Annotated in this window: 11 protein-coding genes; 8 read left to right on the top strand and 3 right to left on the bottom strand. The window is 71.1% G+C overall.

Features of this window, described 5'->3' with window-relative positions:
• Positions 1–279 precede the first annotated feature (279 nt).
• Entirely contained in the window at positions 280–507 is a 228-nt protein-coding gene (locus tag ABZ497_RS09135) for a hypothetical protein (protein ID WP_359804103.1), read from the bottom strand.
• Between the two features lie 533 nt (positions 508–1040).
• Here ABZ497_RS09135 and ABZ497_RS09130 point away from each other — a divergent pair.
• The 4 genes from ABZ497_RS09130 to ABZ497_RS09115 all read left to right on the top strand — a co-directional run bounded on the left by ABZ497_RS09130 (position 1041) and on the right by ABZ497_RS09115 (position 4226).
• A complete protein-coding gene (locus ABZ497_RS09130) occupies positions 1041–1244 on the top strand; it encodes a cold-shock protein (protein WP_099897249.1) in 204 nt (67 codons plus the stop codon).
• Between the two features lie 362 nt (positions 1245–1606).
• The gene (locus ABZ497_RS09125; RefSeq protein ID WP_359804102.1) at positions 1607–3130 is read left to right on the top strand and encodes a DEAD/DEAH box helicase; all 1524 of its coding nucleotides are present in this window, start codon (positions 1607–1609) and stop codon (positions 3128–3130) included.
• A 180-nt stretch (positions 3131–3310) separates the two neighbouring features.
• On the top strand, positions 3311–3691 hold the full coding sequence (locus ABZ497_RS09120; RefSeq protein WP_359804101.1) for a CBS domain-containing protein: 381 nt from the start codon (positions 3311–3313) through the stop codon (positions 3689–3691).
• Between the two features lie 145 nt (positions 3692–3836).
• On the top strand, positions 3837–4226 hold the full coding sequence (locus tag ABZ497_RS09115; protein ID WP_359804100.1) for an ATP-binding protein: 390 nt from the start codon (positions 3837–3839) through the stop codon (positions 4224–4226).
• A gap of 483 nt (positions 4227–4709) precedes the next feature.
• Here ABZ497_RS09115 and ABZ497_RS09110 read toward each other — a convergent pair whose 3' ends face one another.
• Entirely contained in the window at positions 4710–4994 is a 285-nt protein-coding gene (locus tag ABZ497_RS09110) for a MerR family transcriptional regulator (RefSeq protein WP_359804181.1), read from the bottom strand.
• 1035 nt (positions 4995–6029) lie between these two features.
• Here ABZ497_RS09110 and ABZ497_RS09105 point away from each other — a divergent pair.
• The 4 genes from ABZ497_RS09105 (at position 6030) to ABZ497_RS09090 (ending at position 11363) form a co-directional block, all read left to right on the top strand.
• On the top strand, positions 6030–6980 hold the full coding sequence (locus tag ABZ497_RS09105) for a Gfo/Idh/MocA family oxidoreductase (RefSeq protein ID WP_359804099.1): 951 nt from the start codon (positions 6030–6032) through the stop codon (positions 6978–6980).
• Between the two features lie 211 nt (positions 6981–7191).
• A complete protein-coding gene (locus tag ABZ497_RS09100) occupies positions 7192–8034 on the top strand; it encodes a hypothetical protein (protein WP_359804098.1) in 843 nt (280 codons plus the stop codon).
• Between the two features lie 470 nt (positions 8035–8504).
• Positions 8505–9977 carry an MFS transporter gene (locus ABZ497_RS09095; protein ID WP_359804097.1) on the top strand — a complete coding sequence of 491 codons (1473 nt, stop codon included), beginning with the start codon at positions 8505–8507 and terminating at the stop codon, positions 9975–9977.
• A gap of 258 nt (positions 9978–10235) precedes the next feature.
• Complete coding sequence (locus ABZ497_RS09090; protein WP_359804096.1) at positions 10236–11363, top strand: NADH:flavin oxidoreductase; 1128 nt, start codon at positions 10236–10238, stop codon at positions 11361–11363.
• A gap of 80 nt (positions 11364–11443) precedes the next feature.
• On the opposite strand, the gene ABZ497_RS09085 is transcribed toward ABZ497_RS09090, so the two are convergent.
• Complete coding sequence (locus ABZ497_RS09085) at positions 11444–12379, bottom strand: AraC family transcriptional regulator (RefSeq protein ID WP_359804095.1); 936 nt, start codon at positions 12377–12379, stop codon at positions 11444–11446.
• Positions 12380–12437: the final 58 nt, after the last annotated feature.

Below are 12437 nucleotides of genomic sequence, written 5' to 3'. Positions count from 1 at the left end.
GCATCAGCGCTGCGGATGCCGCGGAACTCGGGGCGCCCGGCGGCGGAAGGATGCGGGCGGGCATGGAGGGTGGGTCCGACCAGGTCTTCGCCCGGGCTCCATCCAGTTCAGCAGCCTTGGGTACAGCCCCAGGCCGTAGAGGCGGACGCCCGTTCGACCCGGCCGGAGCGCTCCTCCCCCGAACGGCGCACCGGCGCGGCGGCCCAGGGGTGTACGGCAGGGTCGCTACCGCGGGTGGTGCGACGCACGCCAGGCTGAGAACGGCGCGCATTGGGTGGGTCAGAGTTTGAACATCGCGGCGTAGGGCTGGGTGATGCGCTCCTGCCGCGATCCGAAGTCGACGAGTACCGCGATGTCGCTGTCGCCTTCGACCCCGATGGCCCGGCCGAGGCCGTACTGGTCGTGGGTGACGCGGTCGCCGACGACGAAGTGCTTCCGTGGCGCTTCGATCCGGGCCTTGAAGGGGCTGGTGGGCAGGACGCGGCGAACTGCTACATATTTCGGCATCCCCTGCAGTATGCGCCGAAAATCGGGAGAGCGGCGCCTTTCGGTGCAATCGATTCCTGGGCCGTGGCAGGAATTTCGCGCACACATCCCGCGATGATCACTGATGGTTCCGGCGAAAGAGGTGTGTCGCCACCACCGGGACGGCTGGGCGCGTGGGACGGCTGGGCGCGGCGGGTGCTCGGGCCCGCGCGACTCGCCTGTCCGGGCCAACGGGGGGCGGGCGCCTGCAGTGCTGCGGTGCACGCCCAACCATGCTCCTGGCGTGGCACGTTGAAGGTCCTGCGACCTTGCGGTCGGCGGCCTCCGTGAAGGACGGCAGGGGAACCGGGGGCGAAATATCCGCCCGCGGCGGGCCCGGGCCTGCTAGAGTCTCCTTAGTTGCAGTAGTGGTTCCCATGAACTTTGTGTGCGCCTGCTGATGTATCGCAGGCGCATTTTTTGTTTCCCGGCTCTTCCCCGGGTGGGTGCTCATCGCGGCGACTCGGAGCGCGCGCTGTGCGTGTTTCGGACAGCCCCTTGAAGGAGATTTCTTTATGGCTAATGGCACTGTGAAGTGGTTCAACGCGGAAAAGGGCTTCGGCTTCATCGAGCAGGACGGTGGCGGCGCTGACGTCTTCGCCCACTACTCGAACATCAACGCCAACGGCTTCCGTGAGCTGCTCGAGGGCCAGAAGGTCGAGTTCGACGTCACGCAGGGCCAGAAGGGCCCGCAGGCCGAGAACATTCGTCCGCTGTAGTTTCTGCCACGGCACCCGCCTAGCAGCGAGGGGCCCGCACCGCGTACATGCCCGGTGCGGGCCCCTCGGCATTGCACCAACGCGCCCCATCCTGGCCGTTCAGGCCCCCTTGGCTCCGCCACCGGTGGCCATCCCCACGCGAGACGCACAGCGTCGCGTCCGGATCGGCGCCCTGCCGTGACATCCCACGGTTCGAGGATCTTCGCTCCCGCCCCGCGGTGAGCGCCGACCTGAGGTGACGTGCCGCACGGTTTCACCGTCCACGCCCCGCTCTCCACACTTACGGCCCGTTCCCCCGCGGCCTCCTGCCGGCGCCCCGCGCTGCGGAGCCGCCTTGCGACGTGCCGCCAGGAAGGTTTCCCATGAACCGCTCCAGTCGATCCTCGTACCAGAACACCAACTCCCGCTCCTCGGCCTCCTCCCGCTCCGGTGGTGGCAGCGGCTCCAGGTCCCGGTCAGGTGGCAGCTCCTTCTACGGCGATCGCCCCTCCGGCGGCCGCAGCGCCCGTCAGAGCTCGTCTCCGCAGGGCGAGTTCGCGATGCCGATCAGCACCACCCCGGCCCTGCCGGCTGTCGAGTCCTTCGACGAACTCGACATGCCGAAGGCGCTGCTGTCGGTCCTGACCCGCCAGGGCGTCACCGCGCCGTTCCCGATCCAGGCCGCGACGCTGCCGAACTCGCTGGCCGGCCGCGACGTCCTCGGCCGGGGCCGAACCGGCTCCGGCAAGACCATCGCGTTCGGCCTCGCCGTGCTGGCCCGCACCGCCGGACGCAAGGCCGAGCCGCGCCGCCCGCTGGCCCTGGTGCTGGTGCCCACCCGCGAACTCGCGCAGCAGGTCACCGACGCCCTCACCCCGTTCGCCCACGCGGTTCGGCTGCGGATGGCTGCCGTGGTCGGCGGGATGTCGATCAGCCGCCAAGCCAAAACGTTGAATCACGGCGCGGAGGTCGTGGTGGCCACCCCCGGCCGGCTCAAGGACCTGATTCAGCGCGGCGACTGCCAGCTCGACGGAGTCGGCATCACGGTCCTCGACGAGGCCGACCAGATGGCCGACATGGGCTTCCTTCCCCAGGTCACCGAACTCCTCGACCAGGTCGCCGAAGACTGCCAGACGATGCTGTTCTCCGCCACCCTGGACCGAAACGTCGACCGCCTGGTCCGACGCTTCCTCAAGGACCCGGTCACCCACTCGGTCGACCCGTCCGCCGGAGCGGTCAGCACCATGGAGCACCACGTCCTCCACGTGCAGAACTTCGACAAGAACGCCACCATCGCCCACATCGCCTCCCGCGACGGCGGGGTGATCATGTTCATCGACACCAAGCACGGCGCCGACCGGCTCGTGGAGGACCTGCTCGCGAACGGGGTGAAGGCCGCGGCCCTGCACGGCGGCAAGTCCCAGCCCCAGCGCACCCGAACCCTGGAGCAGTTCCGCACCGGCCAGGTCACGGCGCTGATCGCGACCAACGTCGCCGCCCGGGGCATCCACGTCGACGGGCTCGACCTGGTCGTCAACCTCGACCCGCCGGCCGACCACAAGGACTACCTGCACCGGGGCGGCCGCACCGCCCGCGCCGGGGAGTCCGGCACCGTCGTCACCCTCGTCCTGCCCAACCAGCGCCGCGAGATGACCCGCATGATGACCACGGCCGCCATCACCCCCGTCACCACCCGCGTCAGCGCCGGCGACGAGGACCTGGCCCGCATCACCGGCGCCCGCACACCCACCGGCATCCCCACCGTGATCGCCGCCCCCGTCGCCGAGCGCCCCCGCCGCAGCCAGTCCACGAGTCGCGGCCGCCGCAGCCGTCCCAGCACGGGACGCAGCGCACAGACCGCCAGCAGCCGCCCGGCAGCGCCCAGCCGCGTCGCTCTCGCCGCGTAGTCGACGGTGGGTGTGCCCCGCTCCGCCACTCGGAGCGGGGCACACCCACCCCGCGATGGGTCACCTGCACCCGCACCAGTACCCGACGCCGCTACCCGCACCTGCCGGACCGGCCCCCGAGCCGCCACCGCGGCCCGGATCGCCGCCGTCACTGACGGGACCGACACGAAGGAACCTCCCGTGAGCATCACCCTGGAACGCCCCACCAACACCGCCACAGCCGGGGAGCTCATGCAGCATCCCGGCCTGCAGATCAGCGACGATGCCACGGCCGACAAGGCCATGGACATCCTTCTCAGCTCCGGCGCCGACCACCTCCTGGTCCGCGATGAGGACGGCCGCTGCGCCGGCCTGCTGACCCGCCTGCACCTCGCACCGTTCCAAGCCCGCTCCTGGTACACCGAACGCACCCCGGTCCGCGACATCCTCCACGACCGCGGCCCGTTCGCCACCGCTGACATGCTTGCCGCCGCCGCGACCGAAGCCATGCGCGCCCGCGGCCTCGACGCCTGGCCGGTCGTCGACCATGACGGCCACGCCATCGGCCTGCTCACCGCCTAGGACCGCGCGCCCGGCATTTTCGCGGCACCGACAGGTTCCGCGTGCTCTGCGGTGAAACGGCCCTTCACCGGGTTGAGGGCCGCAGAGCGGGGAAGGAGAGCCGGGCAGACCGGGCCGTGACGATCCAGAGACCAGGGTGAGCCTGATGGGCACGATGAGCGTCAACGTCACATCAGCCCGTTCCACCGCCTGCGTCGCGGGTGCCCCCGAGAGCACCCGGGTCTTCCTCGACGGCCTCGTGCACCCGCTCGCAGCCGAGGCCGCCGACACCGCGGTCCTGGTCGTCTCCGAGCTCGTCACCAACGCCCTGCGCCACGGCGGTGGAATCTGCACCCTCAACCTGACCGAGCGTCCGGACAGCATTGAGGTAGCCGTCGACGACCCCAGCCTCCAGTCCCCCCGCATGCGTGGCCCCGACCTCGACGGCGCCGCCGGCGGCTTCGGCTGGCCCATGGTCAACCGCCTCGCCCGCGCCACCACGGTCACCCCGGGTCCGTCCGGCGGCAAGACCGTGACGGCCTTCCTCGCACGCTAGAGCAGCTCGGCGGTGCCAGCCGGAGGCCGGACAGCAATGAACCCCGGCCGCCCGCCGGACCCGGAAAGCTCCAGCGCCCCGGGGCACCGTAGGCGTCACAGCTGCGGCGGAGGCGTTCAAGGCCAAGCCGGCAACGCGCCCAGCCACAACCGCGCTGCGCATCTCACCGCGCCGCCGACCAGCCGGAGAAAGCGGCAGGCATGCCTAAAGTCGGCTGCTGCCCGCCGGGCCAAGTGATCCGGTTCCCACTACATGGCGGCCCCGGCGGTCCGAGGAGTGGGAGCGCGCGGGCGCAGGCCGGCCGACGGGCGCAAACCCGGGCCGGACCCACGCCGCAGGGCACGCGTCATGAACCCGGACGGAACGGATCAACGGCCCTGGGGTGGACTCCAAGACCCTGCATACCGCCCTGCCCGGCGCCCCGAAGCGCGGCCGGGCAACCGCGCGCAGCCGGGGAGCAACGGCGAAGAGAAGACCTGCAGGTCAGGTGTCGGCGGCGGGAGGCTGTCCGCTTGGGCGCCCTTCGCGGAGCTGCTCGTTGATGCGCAGGGCTTCTTCGAGCTGATCTTCGAGGATGATGATGCGGCAGGCTGCGTCGACGGCGGTGCCCTGGTCGACAAGGTCGCGGGCGCGCATCGCGATCCGCAGCTGGTAGCGGGAGAAACGGCGATGCCCGCCCTCGGAGCGCAGAGGAGTGATGAGGCCGTGCTCCCCGAGGACGCGCAGGAAGCCCGCGGTGGTGCCGGTCATCTCGGCAGCGCGGCCCATCGTGTAGGCGGGGTAGTCGTCATCGTCGAGGCTGGAGCCGACGGTGTCCGGTGGGGTGGGACGCTGGATGGTCGTGGTCACTGCACCTCTTCTGATTCTGGGTTCCGGGGACGCGTGGAGGGGCCCCGGTGCCATTACGGCTCCGGGGCCCCGAAGGGGAACAACTCACCATCTACCGACCCTGGGCCGGTCCTTGTGTTCGCAACTCCTCGGGGGAGGAGGATTGCGGGGATCGCGTATGCGTGACCGGAAACCACCGTCCTTCGTGCCTTGAGGGGTCTGCGGTGTCCGCCCGGACGAAACTTCTGCTCACGGGCCGGGCGATCCTGATGGCGCTTGTGCCCTCCGTCTCTTCCTCGACATCACTGGCATCCTGCGAACTGCACCTGCGGGTACTTCGATCGCACCTGCACTGGTACTTCTGCGGTGTCCGTACCGGCCCACCTCTCCGGCAGCCAGCCCCGTCGCCGATCCTGCTCAACCGCTTCGGCTTGGAACCCCACTGCCCGGATTACCCAGCACGCGCGCCCGCAGTCCGGCGCCTTTGCTGAGACCTTGCGAACTTCAACCACTGGTGACTGCGACTCACCTTCACCTGCTGGTACTACACCTGCGCTTATCGCGGTACCACTTGGTGGTGGCCCCTGATCACTACGGGCCACCGGGCCCGGCCGCCAATCCCGTCGCCGTAACGCACCTACTCTGGCTTCGGGACTCCGCTACCGTGCCGCCTTCTGCGTTACCTACTTCACGCCCACGTACCCGGCGTGTCCCGCGCACTGCACAACTACTGCGCACTGCTCCTGATGAACTGCGGTACCGCTCGGTGGCGGCCCCCGATACCTGCGGGCCACCCGGCCCGGCCGCTGGTCCTGTCGCCCTACTGCACGAACTCTGGCTTCAGGACCCTGCGATCGTTCCGGCCTACGAACTGCCGTACTGCTGGAACTTCTGCACTGCTACCCGCCAGTTCGTGTCTGGCGAGCCCTTCTCGACCGCTTGCTACGAGAGAAACACTAGTCACAGCGCACGGCAATGTCTACTCCAGAGGGCATAGATTTTCGGCACCTGCTGGGAAGGCATTTCTCTGTCCCCCACGAGCCCCTCACCCCACCCGAACTCCACTACCCCGTCAGCCGGTCGGCGCTCGCCCAGGGCCTGCACGTCCTGACCGAGAAGCCGCTGGCCCTGAACCTGCCCGACGCCCTCGACCTCGTCCACCTCGCCCGCGAACGCGGCCTGCTGCTGGCCGTCATGCACAACCGGGTTGCCGACCCGGACTTCCTCGCGTTCGCCGAGACGGTCCGTTCCCGCGGCCGGGCACCGTTCGCCGTCACCGCCGACACCCTGGTCACCCTGCCCGGCCCGGGCTTCCGCGCGTGCTGGAGGCGCGCACTGTTGGTCTGCCGCTTACCACCGGTACATGGCTCGGGAGCGGGCGAGCGGCCAGAGTGGCACTCCGCCTTGGTTGCAGTTCTGGTTGCATTCACCCCCGTTCAGCGCCGTTCAGGGCCCGGAAAGCAGGCCACTCCAACGCAGGTCAGGACGTTTACGGCCGCCTCTGGACGCCCAGACGAGCATTTGGAAAGCGTGGTGGGGAACCGCTCACGAGTTCGAATCTCATATCCTCCGTCGGCAGCTGGCCCGGACCGCACAGCGGTCCGGGCCATCGTCGCTTCTACCCCTGCGGCTGCCCTCACCCTCGCTTCGGTTGCTCCGATCACTCTCCGAAGCTGCCGCCAGGGACGGCGAATCCGACGCGCCGCCGGCAGAGCGCTCCGCATTGTCGATGAGTTCCTTGTAGGTGAGCGCCTCTACTCGGCTCAGGCGGGTGTTGAGCGTCCGAAGAGCCTCATTGATCTCCTCTTCGGGAACCTGGGCCTGGAGCGCTGGGGCGACAATGAGTACGGGCACACTCGCGCGGCGCGCCTCGATGCCGAACTCCTCGCGCAGACGCTGCCGGTTCTCATCCAGACCCCCAGGTAGTTGACCGCCTGGGCAACTGCGTCGTGCACCAGAGCCGTCGGCACCCACGCCTCACGGTGCGGGCCACTGCCGCGTCGATCGCGTACTTGTGGCCGTGCGGGCCCGCGGCGATCGTCCCAGACGACGCCGGGGGGCTTCCCGCGCCCGAGTCAGCCGAATGGCGTTCCGTACTTCCCGAGTGCCATGCGACGCGATGATTACGCTCGGTCCCGTGCGAAGAGTTGAGCAGCACGTGGAGGGCGCCGGACCGTTCGTTACCCGGCGCACCTGGGTTCTCCCCGGGGGGAGAACGACGGTTTGGGAATCCCGATCGGCGCGCCGACGCGGCGTGCTCGCCGTATGCGCCGGCCAGGGGCCGGCGAGCATGACGGCGGGCGCCGACGCCGTGGGACTCGGCCGGCTGCGCAAGCTCAACACCATCGCCTCGGTCGCCTTCGTCGTCGGGGGCGCCCTGTTCGCGGTCGGCTCCGCGGTCGCCCAGTTCGGGTCCGGCGATCCGACCCTGAGCGCGTGCATCTACTTCGCAGGGGGCCTCTTCTTCACCACGGGTGGCTACGCCGCGCTGCTCCAGGTCGTCAACGCTCCTCGCCACTCAGGGGCACCGGATCCGCTGATCACACCCCCCTGGAGCTGGTGGAGGTACGAGCCGATGAACGTCGGGTGGCTCAGTACGGCGGTGCTCCTCTCGGGAACGCTGGTGTTCGCGGTCAACCTGCTGGACTCCTTCCTGCAGGGGCTCACCGTTCAGCAGGTCAACAGGCTGATCTGGGCACCCGATGTCGTCGGTTGCGTGCTGTTCCTGGTTTCCGGGCACCTGGCCTTCGTCGAGATCTGTCATCGCACGCGGCCCTGCGTCCGATCACGGAGCCTGGGCTGGTGGATCATCGCGGTGAACCAGCTCGGTTCCGTACTCTTCATGGTCTCGGCACTGGCCGCCTTCACTCGGCCAAGCACCGGCAGCCTGGTCAACGCCACGATCGCTAACTGGGGAACCCTCACCGGCGCCCTCTGCTTCTCCGTCGGTGGAGCGCTCCAGGTCTTTGAACGCCCCTGACGAGGGTGTTCCACCACGGTTGCCGACGGGAGCCTCTGCGGATGGCAGCGGGGCGTGTCCGGCTTGGCATCGCACAGCCGGGGACGCGATCCCGGCCTCGGGACGCCACGGCGGCGGCTGCGGCGATCCCTTCAGCAGGTCGTCGGTCTTCACGCAGCGTGCGGCCGCGGGGGAGTCCGGGTCAGGCGTCACAACCGACCCCTGGACTCCCTCCCTCCCGCCATGCGTGCCGGCGAGCCCTTGGCATCAATCGTCCAGCGGGTCGGGGCCTTCGTCATGCCGTGGGCCGACGTCGTCCACCGGTGGACCGGCCCCGGGAATTGACCCATGGAACGGGTGGTGGAGTGCACCATATGAGAGGTCTCTGGGGGTCCTAGATTCATTGGTGTGAGCAGCACGAGGCGCCCGGAGGTGTGGGTGGCGGCCGTGCTGTCGTCCTTCCGGCCCCCTACTCGAAAGCAGGCTTCGCCATGCCTTCGTCCAGCCCCGCGCCCACGTCCGCGCGTCTCGGTCTCACGCTGGCGCTGCTCGCGTTCGCCCAGCTGATCATCTCGATCGACTACAACATCGTGTACGTCGCCCTGCCGGACATCGGCTCCTCGCTCGGCTTCTCGCCGCAGAGCCTGCAGTGGGTGGTCAGCGGATACGCCGTCGCGTTCGGCGGGTTCCTGCTGCTCGGCGGGCGGGCGAGCGACCTGTTCGGGCCGCGCCGGATGTTCGCGCTCGGGCTCGCGCTGTACGCCGGGGCCTCCCTGCTCGGCGGGCTCGCGACCGGGCCCGGCCTGCTCGTCGCCGCGCGGGCGGTCCAGGGGGCCGGGGGCGCGTTCCTCTTCCCCGCCACGCTCACCCTGGTGTCCACGAGCTTCGCCGAAGGCAGGGACCGCAACCGGGCGTTCGCCGTCTGGGGCACCGCCGGCGGCAGCGGGATGATCCTCGGGTCGCTGCTCGGGGGCGTCCTGACGGAGTCGTTCGGCTGGGCCTCGGTGTTCTTCGTCAACGTCCCGCTGGCGGGCGCCGCCGCGCTGCTGGCCTTCGTGCTGATCGCTCCCGACCTGCCCCGCGCCGCCGGCCGCTCGTTCGACCTGGCCGGTGCGGCCACCTCGACCGTCGGCAGTACCGCCCTGGTCTTCGCGCTCGTCCAGGGCCCGGAGTCCGGCTGGACCTCCCCGGTCGTGCTGACCGCCACGGCGGTGGGCGCCGCCCTGCTCGCGGCCTTCGTCGCGATCGAGCGCCGCAGCGCCGATCCGCTGCTGCCGCTGCGCCTGTTCGGCAACCGGAACCTCGCGACCGGCACCCTGGTGACCTTCCTCTACATGGCGACGTTCGGCACCCTGCTGTACTTCCTCACCGTGTACTTCCAGAGCGTGCACGGCTACGACGCGCTGAGCACCGGCCTCGCCTTCCTCGTCCCGATGGCCGCCATCGCCGTGGGGTCGCAGACCGCCGGGCGGCTGGCGACCCGGTTCGGCATCCGTCCCGTCCTCGTCGCGGCCCTGCTCCTCGGCGGTGGGGGTGCCGTGCTCGTCGGGGCCACCATGTCCACCGACGGCTCGTACGGGACACTCGTCCCCGGGCTGGTCGTTCTGGGCCTCGGCCAGGGTGCCGGGTACACCCTGATGTTCGGCGCTGCCGCGCTCGGGGTCCCGGCGCGGGAGCAGGGCATCGCCTCGGGTGTCGCCTCCACGAGCCAGCAGGTCGGCGGGGCGGTCGGCCTCGCACTCCTGGTGGCCGTCGCCAACTCCCCGGTCGGCGAGGGCCTTTCGGGCGACGCACTGCGCGCCGCCAGCGCCGACGGGCTGCGTACCGCGGTGTACCTGGCCGCGACCGGGATCGCGCTCACCGCGCTCGTGGCGCTGCGGCTGGAGAAGCCGGCGACGGCACCGAAGGCAACCGGGGCGACCGGGGCAACGGCCACCGACCCGGCCCCCGTCGTGCACGTCTGACACCTCTGACACCTCTGACACCTCTGACACGTCTGACGGACGCCCCGGTACGAGGTCGCGCGGTGCCGCCCTTCCGGGGGCGGCACCGCGCGTTTCCGCCCCCGGCCCGGCACGCCCGACAAGCCCGGCGCTCCGGTCGCACCGGGCGCCGCAGTGGCCCGGATCACAGGCCCGCTTGCCGGGTGGGCGAAATGGAGGGACCGACGCAGTGGTTGACACCTGAACATCGCACCCGCCGTCCGACCACGAGGGAACCCCATGACCAGCACCGCGTCCTCCGCCTCCCGTGCGGCCGAGCTGCTCGCACGGCCCGTCGAGCTGAACGGGCTGACCGTCCCCAACCGCATCGTGATGGCGCCGATGACGCGCCAGTTCTCGCCGGGCGGCGTGCCCGGCGAGGACGTACGGGCGTACTACGCCCGGCGGGCCGCCGCCGGGGTGGGGCTGATCCTCACCGAGGGGACGTACATCGGCCACGAGTCGGCCGGGCAGAGCGACCGGGTGCCGCGGTTCCACGGGGAGGAGCAGCTGGCGGGGTGGGCCGAGGTCGCCGCGGCCGTGCACGCGGCGGGCGGCACGATCATGCCGCAGCTGTGGCACATCGGCATGGTGCGCAAGCAGGGCGAGCCGCCGTTCGCCGACGCCCCCGCCGTCGGCCCCTCCGGCCTGCGGATCGACGGTACCGAGGGCACCGGCAGGGCGATGACCAGGAGCGACCTGGACGATGTCATCGGCGCCTTCGCCGAGGCCGCCGCGGCCGCCGAGCGGATCGGCTTCGACGGTATCGAGCTGCACGGCGCCCACGGCTACCTGCTCGACCAGTTCCTCTGGGCGGGGACGAACCGGCGGACGGACGCCTACGGCGGCGACCCGGTCGCCCGGACGAAGTTCGCGGCCGAGATCGTGGCCGCCGTCCGGGAGGTGGTCTCGCCGGAGTTCCCGGTGGTCTTCCGCTACTCGCAGTGGAAGCAGGAGGCCTACGAGGCCAGGCTCGCGGAGAGCCCGGAGGAGCTGGCGGACATCCTGACCCCGCTCGCCGAGGCCGGCGTCGACGTCTTCCACGCCTCCACCCGCCGCTACTGGCTGCCGGAGTTCGAGGGCTCGGACCTGAACCTGGCGGGCTGGACCAGGAAGCTCACGGGGCGGCCCGCGATCACCGTCGGCTCGGTCGGACTCGACGGTGACGTCATCCGCAGCTTCGCGGGTGAGGGTGCCACCGTGCAGGGCATCGACAACCTCCTCGACCGGCTGGAGCGCGACGAGTTCGACCTGGTCGCCGTCGGCCGGGCGCTGCTCCAGGACCCGCAGTGGGCGGCGAAGGTCCTCGCCGGCCGCTTCGACGAGCTGAAGCCGTACGACGTGTCGGCCCTGGCGACGCTGAGCTGACGTCCAGTCATGTCCCGCCGCCCGCCGCCTGCGCCACAGCGGGCGGCGGGCGGCGGGCACGGCCGTGGCGGCCGCCGGCCTCACGCGGCGCGGGCGGTGCGGCGGTAACTGCCGGGCGGCTGCCCGTACTCGCGCTTGAAGGCCTTGGCGAAGGCGTACTCGGAGCCGTAGCCGGTCCGGGCGGCGACGGTGGTCAGCGGGGCCTCGGACTCGCGCAGCAGGGTCGCCGCCGTGGTCAGGCGCCAGCGGGTCAGATAGGCCATCGGCGGTTCGCCGACGAGCGTGCTGAAGCGGCGGGCGAAGGCCGCACGGGAGAGCCCGACCCGGTCGGCCAGCGACTCGACGGTCCACGGCGCCGCGGGGGCCTCGTGGATGGCGGTCAGCGCCGGGGCGACGGCGGAGTCGCCGAGCGCGGCGGCCCAGCCGGCGGCCGCCGCGGGGGGCTGGTCCTCGAACCAGGCGCGCAGGATGTAGAGGAGCAGCGAGTCGATCAGCGCGGGGACGATCCCGGCCGAACCGATCCGCGGCTTCTCCAGCTCGGTGCCGAGGAGTTGGACCGCCGCGCTGAGCTCGGGGTGGCGGCCGTGCCGGGTGGGCAGGTGGATGACCGCCGGCAGTTGGCGGACCAGCGGGTGCGGACGCCCCTGGTCGAGGTGGTAGTTGCCGCACAGCAGGCTGGTGCGGGGGCCGTCGCCGCCCAGGGTGACCATGCCGATCGGTGAACCCGGCCGGTACTGGTCGGGCCGCTCGGTCTCGGCCGGGGTGGCGGGGTGGTCGGCGAGGATGTGGCCGCGGCCGTCGCGCAGGAAGACCACGTCGCCGGGGCTGAGCGCGATCGGCTCCGCGCCGGGCGCGTCCTCCAGCGGGACCAGCCAGCACGTCCCGTACAGCACCACGTGGAACCCGGCCCCGGCGACCGGGGGGAGGCGCAGGCCCCAGGGGGCGCGGCCCTCGGTGCGTACGGACGTGGGCTGCCCCGTCCGCATCGAGCTCAGCGCCTCGGTCAGGATGTCCAACGCCTTCCCCCCGCTTCCCCGTTCGTCCGACGTGTCCGGCCCATCCGGCCCATCCCGA

The sequence above is a fragment of the Kitasatospora sp. NPDC005751 genome (genome assembly GCF_040630835.1).
Taxonomy (GTDB): Bacteria; Actinomycetota; Actinomycetes; order Streptomycetales; family Streptomycetaceae; genus Kitasatospora.
This window is presented reverse-complemented; position numbering and strand designations above follow the sequence as displayed.